This is a genomic window from Hydrogenophaga electricum, from assembly GCF_030160815.1.
Lineage (GTDB): Bacteria > Pseudomonadota > Gammaproteobacteria > Burkholderiales > Burkholderiaceae_C > Hydrogenophaga > Hydrogenophaga electricum.
Map to the genome: position 1 here is coordinate 1 of NZ_BSPB01000007.1, position 15,181 is coordinate 15,181.

Sequence of the window (15,181 nt, forward strand, 5' to 3'; positions counted from 1 at the left end):
TTGCAGCTCGGCCACCCGCTGCTCGGCCTGACGCAGGGTGGCGGTGGCGCTGTCGAGCTGGGAGGCCGCCACAAAGCCCTGGTCAACCAGCGCTTTCTGGCGCCGCCAGGCCGACTGGGCGAGCGCGGCCTGCGCATTCGCCTGCGCCAGTTGGGCGCGCACCGCAGCCAGTTCGTCGGGGCGCCGCCCCTTGTCGGCGTTGCGCGCCTGGGCAGTGCTGGCCTGGGCCTGGGCCTCGGCCTGCGCAACCGCCGCCTGTTCGGCCTCCGCGTCCAGCGCGAACAGCGGATCGCCCTGCTTCACCGGGTCGCCCGCGCGCACCGCGAGCCGGTCGAGCCGGCCACCGATCGGCGCCGCGATGTAAACGTGGTCGCCTTCCGCATACCCCGACCAGCCGGTCGGCGCGGGCTGGCCGCAGCCCGAAACCCCGGCCAGCAGCGCCAGCCCAGCCGGCAGCAAGCCCATCCGATTCAAGCGCATGGCTTGTCCTTTCCGGCGCACAGCGCCACCAGAACCATTTCGATCCGCTGCTCGGTGGCCGCGTCCGAGAGCATGTCCTCGTCGAGCCGGTCGACAATCAGGGGATGTTGCAGTGCCAGCGCCCGCAGGCCCCGCCCGGCCAGCAGGGGCGCCGCCACCGCGCCCATCACGAAGCCCATGCGGCGCAGCGGCGGCATGGGGGCGATCTGCCCGGCCCGCTCGGCTTCGGCCATCAGCCCGGTCAGCAACCCCAGGTGGCGCGGTGCGTTGCGCTGCACGAAGGCCAGGGCGGCGGGCTCGCCCTGGGCCACGTCGCCCAGCACCCGCACCAGCAGTTCACCGCGCTCGCGCAGTGCCCGCCCGAGCCGCTGCAGCACCGCCTTCAGGCGCACCAGCGGCGCGGCCGGCCCGCTCGCCGCCTCGCTCAGTTCGCTGAAAAGGTCTTCGTAGACGCCCTGCAGCACGGCGGTCAGGAAGGCGTCCTTGCTCTCGAAGTGGTAATGGAACAGGCCCGGCTTCACACCGGCCTGCTCGGCCACCCGGCGCACCGACAGGCCGGCACAGCCGTGCGCGGGGTAGAGCAGGCGGCCGGCAGCGATCAGGGCCTGATCGGCCTGGGAGGAGGGACGGGCCATGGTGAAAACGGTGGAGCGAGAATTATTGGTCATACGTCCAACAACTTCAAGAACCGGCCGTGAACTTTCTGCCCGACCGGGCGTCAGTTCTCTGCATGAAGCGCCTCATCGCCCTCCTCCTGCTGTCCGCCGCCGTCCTGGCCGGCTGTGCTTCGCTGGACGAACGCCAGCGCGTGTGGATCTTCCAGCCGTCCGACCGGAGCTGGGGCCGGGGCGAGGACATCGCCGCGCGCATGCAGGAGGTCTGGATCGACTTCAGCTCGCGCGAAAACGGGGAGCCGGCGCGCCTGCACGGGCTCTGGAGCCCGCACGAGCGGCTGGAACAGGACCCCAAGGCACCGGTGCTGCTGTACCTGCATGGCGCGCGTTTCAACGTCGTCGGCTCGGCCTTCCGCGCGCAGCGCATGCAGGAGCTGGGCTTTTCCGTGCTGGCGATCGATTACCGGGGCTTCGGCAAGAGCACCCACACCCTGCCCTCCGAAGCCCTGGCCTACGAAGACGCCCGCGCAGCCTGGGAATGGCTGGCCCGGCGCTACCCCGACCGGCCGCGCTACATCTTCGGCCACTCGCTGGGCGGCGCCATCGCCATCGAACTGGCGTCCCAGGTCGACGACGAGGCCGGCACCCTGGTCGAAGGCACGTTCAGTTCCATTCCGGACGTGGTCAGCTCGTACAAATGGGGCTGGCTGCCCGTCGGTCCGCTGATCACCCAGCGCTTCGAGGCGATCGACCGGGTGGCCCGGATCGGGTCACCGCTGCTGGTCGTGCACGGCAGCGAGGACCGCACCATCGCCCCCGAACTGGGGCGCAAGCTGTTCGAAGCCGCCACCGGCCCCAAGCGATTCGAGCTGGTCGAAGGCGGCTCGCACCACAACACCAATGCCGTGGGCCAGTCGCAGTACCGGACGGCGCTGGCCGAACTCTTCGGGCTGCGCTGAGGCGGCGCCTCAGAGATTGAGCGGGATCGGCGCGCTCAGGTCGAGGCCGAAGTTGGCCTTGGTCGGGTTCTTTTTCGCCCAGTCCCCGAAATCGGCCAGGGTGTTGGCCTTGGGGTCGGCACCGCTGGCGATGGCGAAGGCGAATTCGCTCACCGTCCCGATCGGCACCAGGTCCTTGACCGGGTCGTAGCTGAGTTTCTTGAACGTGAAGGGATAAAGCGAGCGCAGTGCATCGGGGCCGAGCATCACCACGCTGCCGTCGTTGGGTGCGGCCTTGAGCACGTCCACCGCGATGCGGTCGCCCGCGCCGGGCTTGTTGTCCACCACCACCGGCCGGTTGAGTTCGACCTTGATCTTTTCGGCCAGCACGCGGGCGATGATGTCGAACGAGCCGCCGGCCGGAAAACCGACCAGGATCTTGGCCGGTGTGTCCTGGGCACTGGCCGACAGGGGCATGGCGGCGGCGACGGCGGCGCTGGCCAGCAGGCCGATGATGGTCCGGCGGCGGGATGGAAAAGTGCGTTGCATGGTTGGTCTCCTGTTGCGATGAGGGGGAACGGGAACAAGGGAAATCAGGGCGAGCGGGCCGGGCGCGCGTCGTGTTCGGCCTGCAGCACGCGCCAGAGCACCTTGCCGGACGCGCTGCGCGGCAGGGCGTCGGCCAGCTCGACACAGCGCGGCACCTTGTAGGCCGCCATGTGGTCGCGCGCCCAGGCGACCACGTGTTCGGGCCGCAGCTCGCCGCGGTGGCTCTCGCGCGGCACGATCACGGCCTTGACGCTTTCACCGCGGTAGTCGTCGCGCATGGCGATCACGCAGGCTTCCTGCACGCCGGGGTGGCGGTGCAGCAGCGCTTCGACTTCGGCCGACCGACCTTGAAGCCGCTGGCGTTGATCATGCGTTTGAGGCGGTCGGCCATGTAGAAGTAGCCGTCGGCGTCCATGCGCCCCAGATCGCCGGTGCGGAACCAGCGCCGGCCGTCGCGCTCGACGAAAGCCGCTTCGGTGGCCTGCGGCTGGCGCCAGTAGCCCCGAAACACCTGCGGTCCACTGACCAGGATTTCACCCACCTCGCCCACCGGCAGGCTCTCCAGCGTGTCGGGGTCGACGATCCGGGCCTGCGTGCCCACGTAGGGAACGCCCAGGCAGTGGCGGCGCGCGGCGTGGCGCGGATTGGTGTGCGTGGGGGCGGAGGTCTCGGTCAGCCCGTAGCCTTCCAGGTAGGTCAGGCCCAGCCGCTGGTGCAACTGGTCGGCCACGGCCTCGGGCATCGCCGCGCCGCCGCCGCCGATGTAGCGCAGGCTGGACAGGTCGGCCCGCTCGATGCCCGGCATGGCCTGCAGGTCGATCACCATGGTCGGGATGTTGGGCCAGTGCGTCACGCGCCGGTGTTCGATGGCGAGCGCCGCCATCTGCCGCTCCCAGCGCGGCAGCAGCACCAGCCGGCAGCCGTGGCGCACCGCCGCGAGAAGGCCCATCACCAGACCGGTGATGTGGAACATGGGCGTGACCACCAGCACCGCGTCACCCGGCCGCATGTCGAGCCAGGGGCCGGCGGCGATGGCGTTGTGCATCAGGGTTGCGTGCGTGTGCAGGCAGCCCTTGGCCGCACCGGTGGTGCCGCGGGTGTAGGGCCGGCAGCGCGAGGTCGTCCCCACGCGCGGCAGTGGCCGGCATGCACTTCCTGACGCCCGCCCACCTGACCCCGTTGGTGGAAGTGGTGCGAGGCCAGGCCTCCAGCGATGCCAGCCTGGCGCGCGCCCGGGCGCTGGCCCTGCGCCTGGGCAAGCTGCCGGTGCTGGCCGGCAACGCCTGGGGCTTCATCGGCAACCGCCTGTTCGAGGGCTACCTGCGCGAGGTCGACGCGCTGCAACTCGAAGGCGTGCCGGCCGCGCGCATCGATGCGGCACTGGAGGCCTTCGGTTTTGCGCTCGGCCCCTGCCGCACCCTGGACATGGCGGGCACCGATCTGGTCAGCCAGGTGCTGGTGGCGCGTGGACAGCGTGTCGAGCAAGGACCGGCCTACCGCCGGATCACCCGCCGCCTGGCCGAACTCGGGCGCCACGGCCACAAGAGCGGCCGGGAACACTATTGGTATGAGGGGCGCCAGCACCGCCCGGACCCCGACCTTCAGCGGATCTGTGCCGAGGAGGCCCTGGCCCTGGGCATTGCGCCGGCCCCCGATATCAGCGACGACGCCATCGTGCGCCGCTGCGTGATGCCACTGATCACAGAAGGCCAGCGCGTGCTGACCGACGGCATGGCCTGCCGCGCCAGCGACATCGACCTGGTCTGGGTGCTGGGCTATGGCTTTCCCGCCGCCCGCGGTGGCCCCATGGCCATGGCCGACTGGGGCGCACTGGCGCCCTGAAAGCAGGCGCCCGGGGCATCTGCTACCCTCGACCGGATGTCCTCCCCGTCCCCCCTTTCCAGCGCCGCGGCAGCCCCCATGCCGCCCGCCCTGGTCGTGCTCGTGCTCTCGCTGCTGTTGGGACTGCAGCCCGTCACCACCGACCTGTACCTGCCCGCCCTGCCCTCGATCACCCAGGGGTTTGGCGCCGGCATGCCGCAAGCCCAGCTCACGCTCACCGCGCTGCTGCTCGCGTTCGGTCTCTCGCAACTCGTGTGGGGCCCGCTGTCGGACCGCTTCGGCCGGCGTCCGGTGCTGCTGAGCGGCACCGCGCTGTACGTGGTGGCGGCCATCGGTGCGGTGTCGGTCACGTCGATGGAGGCGCTGATCGTCTGGCGGACCCTGCAGGGGGCGGCCATGGGAGCGGGCGTGATGGGCGCGCGGGCGGTGGTGCGCGACCTCTACAACCCCGCCGACGGCGCGCGCATCATGTCCAAAGGGCTCACCGGCCTGGGCGTGATCGCCTGCGCCTGCGCCCCCGTGGGCGGTGTGCTGGCCGAGCACCTGGGCTGGCGCGTGGCCCTCGCGGCGCTGGCCGTCTTCGGGGCGGCCACGCTGGCCCTGCTGGCCTGGCGCTTCCGCGAAACCCTGCCGAACAAGAACCCGCGCGCCCTGGAACCCGTGGCCCTGCTGCGGACCTGGGGCCAGATCGTGCGCCACCCGACCTTCCTGTCCTACACCCTGCTGGCCACCACCTCCTACGGCGGTCTGTTCACCTTCCTGGCCACCAGCTCCTTCGTGTTCATCGGGGTGCTCGGACTGTCCCGGCCGGCCTACGGGCTGGTGATGCTCACGATGTCGCTGGCCTACATCGTCGGCACCTTCCTCTGTCGGCGCCTGCTGCCCCGTTTCGGCGTCCGCCGCACCGTGGCCATTGCCGGCGCCTGCACGCTGACCGCCGGCACCACCATGGGGCTGCTGGCGCTGGCGGGCGTGCAGCACGTGGCAGCGATCATGCTGCCGTTCTACCTGTTCATGCTCGGCCACGGCGTGCACCAGCCCTGCGGCCAGAGCGGCGCCGTGGGCCCCTTCCCCCAGGCGGCCGGCGCGGCGTCGGCACTCAGCGGCTTCCTGATGATGGTGGCGGCCTTCTTCACCGGCGGCTGGCTCGGCCGCAGCCTGGCCGAGCATCCGGGCAGCGTCACCCCCCTCACCCACGGCGTCTGGTTCTGGAGTGTGCTGATCGCCCTCACCGCCTGGACCCTGGTCCAGCGCTACGGCGAAGCCCGCCCCGCCCCGCAGCGCATGCCCGACCCCGCCGCCCCACGGGCAGGTTGACCCATGGCCGCAGCGGTCCCCGTGCTTCCCTGCATCGCCCTCACCGGCCCCACGGCCTGCGGCAAGAGCGCGGCCGCGCTGGCCATCGCCCGCCGCTGGCCGGTGGAAATCATCAGCGTCGACTCGGCCCTGGTCTACCGCGGCATGGACATCGGCACCGCCAAGCCCACGCCCGAGGAACTCGCCGCCGCTCCGCACCACCTGATCGACATCACCGACCCGCTGCAGGCCTACAGCACGGCCGAATTCGTGCGCGACGCGCGGCGCCTGATCGGCGAAATCCGTGCGCGCCAGCGCACCCCCCTGCTGGTCGGCGGCACCCTGCTCTATTTCAAGGCCCTGATGCAGGGCCTGGACGAGATGCCGCGCGCCGACGCCGCGGTGCGCGCGCGCATCGAAGCCGCCGCCCGGATGCACGGCTGGCCCGCCCTGCACGCCGAGCTGGCGCGCATCGACCCGGTGACGGCCGCCCGACTCGCGCCCGCCGACGCGCAGCGCATCCAGCGTGCGTTGGAAGTGTTCGAGGTCTCCGGCCAGCCCATTTCGGCCCTCCAGACCGGCGGTCAGCACGCCGACAACCCGGTGTCGCCCGGGGCCTTCCTCAGTCTGGAGCCGGCCAGCCGGGCCTGGCTGCACGCGCGCATCGCCCAGCGATTCGACGCCATGCTCGCCACCGGTTTCGTCGACGAAGTGCGGCGCCTGCGCACACGCGGCGACCTGCACCCCGACCTGCCATCGATGCGCTGCGTCGGCTACCGCCAGGCCTGGGAAGCGTTGGATGCGGCGGGCGACGCGCCACTGACGGCCGCCCAGACCGCCGCGCTGCGCGATCGTGGCATCTTCGCCACACGCCAGCTCGCCAAACGCCAGATCACCTGGCTGCGCGCCATGCACGACCGCGTGGTGATCCCGGGCGATGCACCGGACGCCCTGGCCGCCGTGCTCGCGCAGGTTCAGACCCTGATGCCCCCGGCGGGCCAGGCAACGGCATGAGCCTGCGCGTCCACGGCCTGGCCAAACGCTACGGCGAAGTGCCGGTGTTTGCCCATGTGGACCTGGCGGTGGCGCCGGGCGAGTTCGTCGCCATCGTGGGCGAATCGGGCGTGGGCAAGTCCAGCCTGCTCAACTGCCTGGCGGCGCTGGACGGGTGGGACGCAGGCTCGATCACCTGGGACGGCACCGACCTGGGCACCCTGAACGAGGCGCAACGCGCCCACTGGCGCCGCGAGCACCTGGGCTTCGTGTTCCAGGCCTTTCACGTGCTGCCGCATCTGGACGTGGCACAGAACGTCGCCCTGCCCCTGCTGCTGCTGAACCGCCCGGAACCCGCCCGCGTCGCGGCCATGCTGGAAGCGGTCGGGCTCGCCGGACTGGGCGCACGCCTGCCAGCGCAGCTTTCGGGCGGCCAGCTGCAGCGGGTGGCGATTGCGCGTGCCCTGGTGCACCGGCCGCGCCTGATCCTCGCCGACGAACCCACCGGCAACCTGGACCCGGCCACCGCCACCCGGATCATGGACCTGCTGATCGCCCAGTCACGGGCCCACGGCACGGCGCTGGTGCTCGTCACCCACGCGGCCACGGCCGCCGGGCGCGCCGACCGGGTGTTGCATCTGCGCGCTGGCGGACTGGTGCCGGAACGTGGCGAACAGACAACAGGTGCTATGGCAGAATCGCCCTCCACTGCGACGGAGTCCGGGAGGCGTGAGCCGGACCGCCTGCAAACGTGGCTGCCAGAGTCACGCCCCTGAACCAGCCTGCCGCGCGGCAGCCCAGGGAGCGGTTCCAGCCGGCCACGCCCCAGAATGGAAAGCTCTGCATGAAGATTGCCGTTGCCGGCACAGGCTACGTAGGCCTGTCCAATGCCGTCCTGCTGGCCCAGCACAACGAAGTGGTGGCGCTGGACATCGTGCCCGAGAAGGTGCGCCAGATCAACGCGCGCCAAAGCCCGATCGTCGATGCCGAGATCGAGCACTTCCTGCGCCATGAAACGCTGAATCTGCGCGCCACCACCGATCCGCAGGAAGCCTATGGCGACGCCGACTACGTCATCATCGCCACCCCCACCGACTACGACACCGAGACCAACTACTTCAACACCCGGTCGGTGGAAGCGGTCATTGACACGGTGACCCGCATCAACCCGAAAGCGGTCATGGTGATCAAGTCCACGGTGCCGGTCGGCTACGTGGCCAAACTCCGCCCCTTGCCCGGCGGCTCGCAGGTGATCTTCTCGCCCGAGTTCCTGCGGGAGGGCAAGGCGCTCTACGACAACCTGTATCCCTCGCGCATCATCGTGGGCGAACAGTCCGAGCGCGCCCGCGTGTTCGCCGACCTGCTGCGCCAGGGGTCGCGCAAACCGGATGTGCCGGTGCTGTTCACCGACTCGACCGAAGCCGAAGCGGTCAAGCTGTTCTCGAACACCTACCTCGCCATGCGGGTGGCGTTCTTCAACGAGCTGGACAGCTACGCCGCTTCGCACGGCCTGGACACCCGCCAGATCATCGAAGGCGTGGGCCTGGATCCACGCATCGGCAGCCACTACAACAACCCCTCGTTCGGCTACGGCGGCTATTGCCTGCCCAAGGACACCAAGCAGTTGCTGGCCAACTACACCGAGGTGCCGCAGAACCTGATCCAGGCCATCGTCCAGTCCAACACCACGCGCAAGGACTTCATTGCCGACTGCGTGCTCCGGCGCCAGCCGAAGGTGGTGGGCATCTACCGGCTGATCATGAAAGCCGGCTCGGACAATTTCCGCTCGTCGAGCATCCAGGGCATCATGAAACGCATCAAGGCCAAGGGTGTGTCGGTCATCATCTACGAGCCGGGCCTGTCCGAAGACACATTCTTCCACTCCCCCATCGTCCGGGACCTCGACACGTTCAAGCAACAGGCCGACGTCATCATCAGCAACCGGATGAGCGACAGCCTGGCGGACGTCCGGGACAAGGTGTTCACGCGCGATCTTTTCGGCAACGACTGACGCCGGATTTTTCTTTCATTTTTCAATCGACTCAGGTAGCTAGCCATGGAAGACCAAGCCTTCATCCGTAACAAGTCCGGTTCGTTGACCGCGGTCTGCTGTGCCGTCCTGGTCCTGATCGCGGGTTGCTCCAGCAGTCCGAAGAACTCCGAGCCCGCCAGCTCCAACCCGTTCTCCACCAACGGCACCAACAACGCCAGCGCGATCAAGATCAACAAGCTGCGCACCTTCGGCGACAGCTACACCGACCTGGCCTACACCTCGCCGCGCGCGATGACCAACTGGGCCGTCGAAGTCTCCAGCATGGCCAACGGCCTGGAGAACTACGCCATTGGCGGCGCCAAGGCAGCCTCCACGTCCTCGATCGACTTTGCCACCCAGTTGAACAACTGGAACACCACGAATTCGGCCATCACCGACAAGGACCTCACCGTCGTCTACTTCGGCTACAACGACATCGGCCGCGGCGGCACCTCCGACAACTTCGCTGCCGCCCGCGCGGGCTACACGGACGGGGTCAACCGCCTGATCGCCGGTGGTGCCACCAACGGCAACAACCGGATGTTCGTCACCCTGATCACCGACTGGAGCCGCACCCCGGGCATCTCGGACTCGCTGCACTCGCAGGTCGTGACCTGGAACAACTTTGTCGCCTCGGTGGCGAACAGCAACCCCAACATCATCGCGGTCGACCTGTACACCGTGTTCAACCGTGTGCAGGACAAGCCCTCGGACTTCGGCCTGGTCAACGCCACCGACGTCGACAAAGAACGCTCGTACACCGATTACCTGTTCTTCGACACCCTGCACCCCGGCTCCAAGGGGCAGGAAATCATCGCCCGGGTGTTCAAGCACTACCTGACCCGCGGCTGGAATTGGGCGAGCACGCTGGACGCCGGCACCTCGGCCACCAACCAGCTCAACCAGGATCTGGACAACAACCTGCTCAAGGCTTTCAACCAGACGGCCACGACGTCGCAGGGCCTGCGCCTGGTCCCGCTGACCACATCCAACACCGATGGCCGCCGCAGTGGCCGTGACAGCCGGGTGTTCAACCTGAACCAGACCGCCCGCAACAACCTGGAAGAAAGCGTCGCCAACGGCGTCGCACTCGACTTCGCCCCCGCCAACAGCGGTATCTGGAGCCAGGGTCGCCTGGGGGTCGCGCTGACCCAGAACGCCCAGTCCACGCGCCTGACCGATATCGAAGACCGCTACAGCACCCGCTTCAACTCGAACGCGACCACGCTGTACTGGATGCAGCCCTACAACAACTTCCTGTTCTCGACCCAGCTGTCGCGCCTGGATCACGCCTTCACCCAGAACGGCCTGGACGACCTGCTCAACCGCTCCGTCACCAACGACCGCTCTGCGCACACCTGGTCGCTGGAAGGCAAGCTGCGCTACACCTACGCCTTTGACGGCCTGGCGCTGACCCCCTGGGCCTCGCTGAGCCAGCAGAACCACACCCTCAACGGCGGCCTGATCCAAAGCCTGTACACGTCCGACGTGCAGTTCTCGCAGACCAAGACACGCGACATCTACTCCGGCCTGGGCGTCGACCTCCAGTTCAGCCCCATCGCCATCGGCCAGGGCCGCAAGCTGCTGATCGGCGCCGGTCTCAACCACCTGCAGAGCCTGCGCCGCGAAGCCCTGACCCTGGGCATGACCGAGCAGATCAACCCCGGCGTGCAGATGAGCGAGACCATCGATCGCAGCCGCGTCCGCAAGACCCAGCTGAGCCTGAACGCCGTCGTGGCCGAGCACAAGGGCATCAGCTACGGCGCCAGCTACGCGGTCGACCTGCAAAAGCCCAGCGAGACCAAGGCTGTCCGCGTGACCGCCAACATCCCGTTCTGATCCCTCTCCCACCCGCCGCCTGCGGTGGCCCGGCGCCACCGCAGGCGCTGGCCGCCCCTGCGGCCGGTACCGGCATTGCCGCCCTGAATGGGGCTGCCAGTTAAAATGCCTGATTTTTCGCCTGCACGCTAATCCATGTCTTCCACGAAGAACCTCATTCTCGGCGCCGGTCTGACCGGTCTGAGCACCGGCTACCACCTCCAGAGCGACGACTACGAGGTCTACGAGAAACTGCATGAAGTGGGCGGGCTGTGCCGCTCCGAGGAAGTCAACGGCTTCCTGTTCGACTACGCGCCGCACATTCTCTACACGGTCAACCCTTACGCGCACGAGCTGATCCACACGCTGCTCAAGGGCAACATCGAGATCAAGAAGCGCAAGGCTTTCATCTACCACGGCAAGTACGACCTGTACACCCAGTTCCCGTACCAGGCCCACCTGCACGGTCTGCCCGCCCAGGACATCATCGAATGCCTGAGCGGCCTGGTCGACGTGTTGCGCAATACCGACCGCCCCAAGCCGACCAACTACCGCGAATGGATGTACTGGCGCTTCGGCAAAGGCATCGCGGAACAGCTCATGATCCCTTATGCCGAGCGCATCTGGACCATCGATCCGAAGTACATGAACTTCAACTGGATCGACCGCCGCGTTCCGGAGCCCGATTTCGAGGCCGTGCTGAAGGGCGCCCTGCAGGACGAGGACGACCGCACCGGCTTCAACCAGGAGTTCTGGTACCCGATCGAAGGCGCCATCGAGGCCCTGCCCGTGGCCCTGGCCAAGGGTGTCAAGAACATCCACCTGAATGAAACGGTCACGAAGATCGACCCCAAGGCCAAGCGGGTCACCTTCGCCTCCGGCAAGGTCGTGGATTACCAGAATCTGGTCTACACCCTGTCGCTGACCTACCTGCCCGATTTCATCGACGACATCCCGGCGCACGTGGTGGACGCCATCAACGGCCTGCAGTTCAACCAGATCGAGTGCGTCAACATCGGCATCAACCGCCCGGACATCAGCCCCTACCACTGGCTGTACTTCCACGAAGCCGACCGTTTCATCTTCCACCGCATCAGCTTCCCGCGCAACGCGTCCGAAAAGACCTGCCCGCCTGGCACCAGCTCGGTGTGCTGCGAGATTTCGTACTCCAAGAGCCGGCCGCTGCCGGTGCAGGGTCGCGAAGCGTTGATCCAGGCCACCATCGACGGTCTGACCAAGGCCAAGATCCTGCGCCCGGACGACGAAATCCTCGCCACCGATGTGTTGACCTGCGATCCGGCCTACGTGATCTACGATCTGGACTACGAAAAGAACGTCAAGACCATTCACGACTGGCTGGTCAGCATCGACATCCACCCCTGCGGCCGCTTCGGCGACTGGCAGTACTACAACATGGACCACAGCATCCTGGCCGGCAAGCGCATTGCCGACCTGCTCAACAGCAACCAGGCCTGATCCGACCCCGGGGCGCGTCGTCTTCACCGACCGACCGCCCACAACGCCCATGCCGCCCACCCCCACCGGCCGCATGGGCGTTTTCCTTGAAGACCCGCCCCCATGACCCGATCCCCCCAGATGAGACGCCTGGCCAAATGGGCGGCCGTCGTCGTGCTGGCCATCACGGCGGTCTATTTCTTCGGCGCCGTGCGCCACCACTTCGACAGCATTCCGCCCATTCGCTGGGATGCCCCCGCTTGGGCAGCCATGGCAGCCACCGTGTTCGCCATGTTCCTGAACCTGGTGCTCGGCGGCCTCATGTGGATGCTACTGCTGCGCGACCAGGGCGTGAACCTGAAGCCCGTGGTGGCGTTCCGCATGGTGGGCATGGCGCAGATCGCCAAATACCTGCCCGGCAATGTCGGCCATCTGGTGGGCCAGGTCACGCTGGCCAGCGCGGCCGGTGTGCCGGTGGGTGTGTCCGTCACCGCCATGCTGATCTCCACACTCTGGCTGCTGGCCACCGGGCTGTGCATGGGCGGAGCCGGTCTGCTGCTGTTTCTCGACACCACCGCCGTGCTCGACGTGCCGGTACCCAGCGCCCCGGTGATGGCCGCCCTCGGCGCGCTGGTGGCGCTCAGCCCCTGGATCGCGGTCTGGCTGCTCAACCGCTTGCTGCCCGGCCTGTCACGCCGTCTCGGCAATGGCCAGCTCATCGCCCTGCCCCGCTTTCACACCGCCGTGGCGGTGGCCTGTGGCTTCATCCTGTGCTTCTTCGTCTTCGGCGTCATGCTCAAGCTGCAGGCACGCTACCTTTTCGGTGTCAGTGAGGGCGACGTGCTGACCCTCACCCTGATGTTCACCTCGGCCTGGATTGCCGGCTACCTGCTGCCGGGTGCGCCAGGTGGCCTCGGCGTGCGGGAAGCCCTCGTGGTGGCCTTGCTGGGCTCGGTCGTCGGCACCGGCACCGCCATCGGCCTGAGTGTGACCATGCGGCTGGCCACCGTGCTCGGAGACGGTCTGGCGTTCCTGGTCGGCCTGTCGCTGCGCTGGCTGTCGCCCGCCGACACCACTCCCACGGCCCCATCCGCACCCCGCCCATGAGCGCCGCTGCGGCACGCGAGACCTGGATCGACGCCCTCAAGGGCTGGGGCATGCTGCTCATCGTGATCGGCCACGTCTGGTCGCTCAGCGATGTGCCGGTCTGGTACATGTGGATGTTCTCGTTCCACGTGCCGCTGTTCTTTTTTGCTTCCGGCCTGACCCTCAAACCCGACACCCTGCCGCTGGGCAGCTTCCTGCGCCGCCGGGTCGGCACCGTGCTGGTGCCCTACCTGTTCTACGCCCTGGTGGGCTATGGTTTCTATCTGGCCGGGTACTTTGCCGCTGCGGCAGCGGGCAAAACGGTCGCGCAGTTCGCCTACGGGCTCTGGTGGCCGCTGTTTGGGGTGTTCTACGGTTCGGTGGGCGATGGCCTGCTCGTCAACAGCCCACTCTGGTTCCTGCCCGCCCTGTTCCTCGCCCAGGGCGTCGTCTACGCCCTGCATCGCCTCGGCTGGACCTGGTGGGCACGCTACGCTGCCCTGCTGGTGCTGTTCGCGATCACGGCCATCATCGAAGAGCGCATCAAGCTGCCCATGAGCCTGCTGCCAGCCATGGGCGCCGCGGTGTTCGTGCAGATCGGTCTGGATTTCCGGCGTTGGCGGGCCTGGCCGCATTGGTCGCGCGCCACCCACTGGGGCTGGCTGGCCGGGTTGCTGGCCTTGTCGCTGCTGTCTCCCCTCAATGGGGCGGTCGGGCTGGCCGGGCCGACGGTGAACCAGCCGGTCCTGTTCCTGCTGTTCGCGCTGATCGGTATCGGCTTTTCGGTGCAACTGGCCCGGCTGCTGGACGCTGCTCTGCCCTGGCTGGCGGTGCTGGGTCGGCACAGCATGGGCATTCTGGTCACCCACATGCTGGCCATCAAAGGCGTGAAGGTGCTGCTGAGCCTGGCCACGGGCATTTCGCTGGACACCATGGAGCACAGCAACGCCTGGAGCCTGGCGGTGCTCGCCATCGCGGCCGTGCTCATGATCCCGGCCATCTGGGTGATCGAGCGCTGGCTGCCCTGGACGCTGGGCAACCGCCGGCCCGCAGCGGCCGGCGCGGTTACTGGATCGCGCTGAGCGGGAACGGCCGCCAGCCACACTTCAGCGCCGTCACCGCGCTGCCGGTGCTGTCCAGGCCCACGCGGTGAAACACCCGCTCCCGGTTCATGCGGTCGCCCCAGCCACTGGTCGTGAAAAACAGGTCCACGGCTTCGCGCGTGCGCTCGTAGAACGCGGGTGTGATGCCCCGGTTCTTGTACGGAAACGCGAAATAGCGGTAGTCGAGGCCGAAGGTTTCGGTCACGTGCCGCATGCTGTCCCGCGTCTGCCGAACCTGTTCGTCCAGCGAGATTTCCCAGTAACGCGGGTGGTCGCAACTGTGCGCCCCGAGACGGAAACCGCGGCGCGCCATGTCGGCCGCCTCCTCGCGCGTGATGTAGGGTCGGTCCTGCCGGAAGTACGCGGCCAGATCGATGCCCAGGCGCTCGGCCACGGCGTCGTAGACCGCCCCGTCAGCCAGACGCACCGACATCAGCGCCTCGGCCAGGTCGGCCTGACCATACCCCGCGCCCCCCAGAATCCGGGCCACCTCGGCGCGTTCGGCCGGGGTGCGCCCGTCCAGGCACTCGACCAGCAGGCTGGCCTTGAACTTTTCCTCGACCTGAGAACCTGCCTCGCCAGCGAGAAAGTCCGTGATCAGGAAGTGGATGGCCGGCACCCCCTTGCGCTCCAGGATCGGCAACGCCACTTCGTAGGACGAGCGCAGGCCGTCGTCGAAGGTGACGAGAAAGCGGTCGGCGCCCGCGTTGGCGATGCCTTCGGGCGACAGGTCTTCGAGCGGCTTGAAATGGCGCAGCAGTTCGTCGAGCACCTGCTCGAAGCTGGCCGGCGTGTGGTAGTCGTACAGGTGTTTGATGTACGGCTTGGGCGCTTCCTCCACGGCATGGAAGATGACGATGGGCAAGGTGCGCGCCGACACGGCGCGCGAAACCCCCAGCGGGATCTGGCGCATGGTGGCGCGCAGCGAACGCGAAGCCAGTCGGAAGGCGATTTCGGAAAGGGAAGCCATGAAGT

Annotated in this window: 16 protein-coding genes; 10 read left to right on the forward strand and 6 right to left on the reverse strand. The window is 68.0% G+C overall.

Annotated elements, in window-relative coordinates:
- Nucleotides 1-480: HlyD family secretion protein (locus tag QQK43_RS06435; RefSeq protein ID WP_284307137.1), on the reverse strand; the 480-nt coding region annotated here is incomplete at its 3' end.
- Nucleotides 471-1,115 carry a TetR/AcrR family transcriptional regulator gene (locus QQK43_RS06440; RefSeq protein ID WP_284307138.1) on the reverse strand — a complete coding sequence of 215 codons (645 nt, stop codon included), beginning with the start codon at nucleotides 1,113-1,115 and terminating at the stop codon, nucleotides 471-473. The genes QQK43_RS06435 and QQK43_RS06440, both read right to left, overlap by 10 nt.
- A gap of 95 nt (nucleotides 1,116-1,210) precedes the next feature.
- Between QQK43_RS06440 and QQK43_RS06445 the strand changes: the two genes are divergently transcribed.
- Nucleotides 1,211-2,053 (forward strand): alpha/beta hydrolase, encoded by an 843-nt coding sequence (locus QQK43_RS06445; RefSeq protein ID WP_284307139.1) that lies wholly within the window; start codon nucleotides 1,211-1,213, stop codon nucleotides 2,051-2,053.
- Nucleotides 2,054-2,062: 9 nt separating this feature from the next.
- Here the strand turns inward: QQK43_RS06445 and QQK43_RS06450 are convergent, their stop codons facing one another.
- The 3 genes from QQK43_RS06450 to QQK43_RS06460 are packed head-to-tail and all read right to left on the reverse strand — an operon-like array spanning nucleotide 2,063 to nucleotide 3,710.
- Nucleotides 2,063-2,581, reverse strand: coding sequence for a tripartite tricarboxylate transporter substrate-binding protein (locus QQK43_RS06450; protein WP_284307140.1), 519 nt, complete (start codon nucleotides 2,579-2,581; stop codon nucleotides 2,063-2,065).
- Nucleotides 2,582-2,625: 44 nt separating this feature from the next.
- Nucleotides 2,626-2,859, reverse strand: coding sequence for an AMP-binding enzyme (locus QQK43_RS06455; protein WP_284307200.1), 234 nt, complete (start codon nucleotides 2,857-2,859; stop codon nucleotides 2,626-2,628).
- 5 nt (nucleotides 2,860-2,864) lie between these two features.
- On the reverse strand, nucleotides 2,865-3,710 hold the full coding sequence (locus QQK43_RS06460) for an AMP-binding protein (RefSeq protein WP_284307141.1): 846 nt from the start codon (nucleotides 3,708-3,710) through the stop codon (nucleotides 2,865-2,867).
- A gap of 17 nt (nucleotides 3,711-3,727) precedes the next feature.
- Between QQK43_RS06460 and QQK43_RS06465 the strand changes: the two genes are divergently transcribed.
- The 9 genes from QQK43_RS06465 (at nucleotide 3,728) to QQK43_RS06505 (ending at nucleotide 14,185) form a co-directional block, all read left to right on the forward strand.
- A complete protein-coding gene (locus tag QQK43_RS06465; RefSeq protein ID WP_284307142.1) occupies nucleotides 3,728-4,423 on the forward strand; it encodes a 3-hydroxyacyl-CoA dehydrogenase family protein in 696 nt (231 codons plus the stop codon).
- A 36-nt stretch (nucleotides 4,424-4,459) separates the two neighbouring features.
- Nucleotides 4,460-5,740: a multidrug effflux MFS transporter gene (locus QQK43_RS06470; RefSeq protein WP_284307143.1), complete on the forward strand. Its 1,281-nt coding sequence runs from the start codon at nucleotides 4,460-4,462 to the stop codon at nucleotides 5,738-5,740.
- Between the two features lie 3 nt (nucleotides 5,741-5,743).
- The gene (gene miaA / locus QQK43_RS06475) at nucleotides 5,744-6,733 is read left to right on the forward strand and encodes a tRNA (adenosine(37)-N6)-dimethylallyltransferase MiaA (protein WP_284307144.1); all 990 of its coding nucleotides are present in this window, start codon (nucleotides 5,744-5,746) and stop codon (nucleotides 6,731-6,733) included.
- Entirely contained in the window at nucleotides 6,730-7,488 is a 759-nt protein-coding gene (locus QQK43_RS06480) for an ABC transporter ATP-binding protein (RefSeq protein ID WP_284307145.1), read from the forward strand. The genes miaA and QQK43_RS06480 overlap by 4 nt, the downstream gene beginning before the upstream one ends.
- Before the next feature lie 68 nt (nucleotides 7,489-7,556).
- On the forward strand, nucleotides 7,557-8,723 hold the full coding sequence (locus tag QQK43_RS06485) for a nucleotide sugar dehydrogenase (RefSeq protein WP_234266023.1): 1,167 nt from the start codon (nucleotides 7,557-7,559) through the stop codon (nucleotides 8,721-8,723).
- Between the two features lie 45 nt (nucleotides 8,724-8,768).
- Complete coding sequence (locus tag QQK43_RS06490) at nucleotides 8,769-10,583, forward strand: SGNH/GDSL hydrolase family protein (RefSeq protein WP_284307146.1); 1,815 nt, start codon at nucleotides 8,769-8,771, stop codon at nucleotides 10,581-10,583.
- 135 nt (nucleotides 10,584-10,718) lie between these two features.
- Entirely contained in the window at nucleotides 10,719-12,038 is a 1,320-nt protein-coding gene (locus QQK43_RS06495; protein ID WP_234267015.1) for a protoporphyrinogen/coproporphyrinogen oxidase, read from the forward strand.
- Nucleotides 12,039-12,140: 102 nt separating this feature from the next.
- Nucleotides 12,141-13,124 (forward strand): lysylphosphatidylglycerol synthase domain-containing protein, encoded by a 984-nt coding sequence (locus tag QQK43_RS06500; RefSeq protein ID WP_284307147.1) that lies wholly within the window; start codon nucleotides 12,141-12,143, stop codon nucleotides 13,122-13,124.
- Nucleotides 13,121-14,185, forward strand: a complete 1,065-nt coding sequence (locus tag QQK43_RS06505; RefSeq protein ID WP_284307149.1) for an acyltransferase family protein — start codon at nucleotides 13,121-13,123, stop codon at nucleotides 14,183-14,185. Before QQK43_RS06500 ends, QQK43_RS06505 begins: the two co-directional genes overlap by 4 nt.
- On the opposite strand, the gene QQK43_RS06510 is transcribed toward QQK43_RS06505, so the two are convergent.
- Entirely contained in the window at nucleotides 14,169-15,176 is a 1,008-nt protein-coding gene (locus QQK43_RS06510) for a polysaccharide deacetylase family protein (protein WP_234267011.1), read from the reverse strand. The genes QQK43_RS06505 and QQK43_RS06510 overlap by 17 nt on opposite strands.
- Nucleotides 15,177-15,181 lie beyond the last annotated feature (5 nt).

What these genes read in the sequence shown, in the direction of transcription:
- QQK43_RS06440 (WP_284307138.1), bottom strand. Translation starts at nt 1,115, where the DNA reads ATGGCCCGTCCCTCCTCCCAGGCCGATCAGGCCCTGATCGCTGCCGGC.
- QQK43_RS06445 (WP_284307139.1), top strand. Translation starts at nt 1,211, where the DNA reads ATGAAGCGCCTCATCGCCCTCCTCCTGCTGTCCGCCGCCGTCCTGGCC.
- QQK43_RS06450 (WP_284307140.1), bottom strand. Translation starts at nt 2,581, where the DNA reads ATGCAACGCACTTTTCCATCCCGCCGCCGGACCATCATCGGCCTGCTG.
- QQK43_RS06455 (WP_284307200.1), bottom strand. Translation starts at nt 2,859, where the DNA reads ATGCGCGACGACTACCGCGGTGAAAGCGTCAAGGCCGTGATCGTGCCG.
- QQK43_RS06465 (WP_284307142.1), top strand. Translation starts at nt 3,728, where the DNA reads ATGCACTTCCTGACGCCCGCCCACCTGACCCCGTTGGTGGAAGTGGTG.
- QQK43_RS06470 (WP_284307143.1), top strand. Translation starts at nt 4,460, where the DNA reads ATGTCCTCCCCGTCCCCCCTTTCCAGCGCCGCGGCAGCCCCCATGCCG.
- miaA (WP_284307144.1), top strand. Translation starts at nt 5,744, where the DNA reads ATGGCCGCAGCGGTCCCCGTGCTTCCCTGCATCGCCCTCACCGGCCCC.
- QQK43_RS06480 (WP_284307145.1), top strand. Translation starts at nt 6,730, where the DNA reads ATGAGCCTGCGCGTCCACGGCCTGGCCAAACGCTACGGCGAAGTGCCG.
- QQK43_RS06485 (WP_234266023.1), top strand. Translation starts at nt 7,557, where the DNA reads ATGAAGATTGCCGTTGCCGGCACAGGCTACGTAGGCCTGTCCAATGCC.
- QQK43_RS06490 (WP_284307146.1), top strand. Translation starts at nt 8,769, where the DNA reads ATGGAAGACCAAGCCTTCATCCGTAACAAGTCCGGTTCGTTGACCGCG.
- QQK43_RS06495 (WP_234267015.1), top strand. Translation starts at nt 10,719, where the DNA reads ATGTCTTCCACGAAGAACCTCATTCTCGGCGCCGGTCTGACCGGTCTG.
- QQK43_RS06500 (WP_284307147.1), top strand. Translation starts at nt 12,141, where the DNA reads ATGACCCGATCCCCCCAGATGAGACGCCTGGCCAAATGGGCGGCCGTC.
- QQK43_RS06505 (WP_284307149.1), top strand. Translation starts at nt 13,121, where the DNA reads ATGAGCGCCGCTGCGGCACGCGAGACCTGGATCGACGCCCTCAAGGGC.
- QQK43_RS06510 (WP_234267011.1), bottom strand. Translation starts at nt 15,176, where the DNA reads ATGGCTTCCCTTTCCGAAATCGCCTTCCGACTGGCTTCGCGTTCGCTG.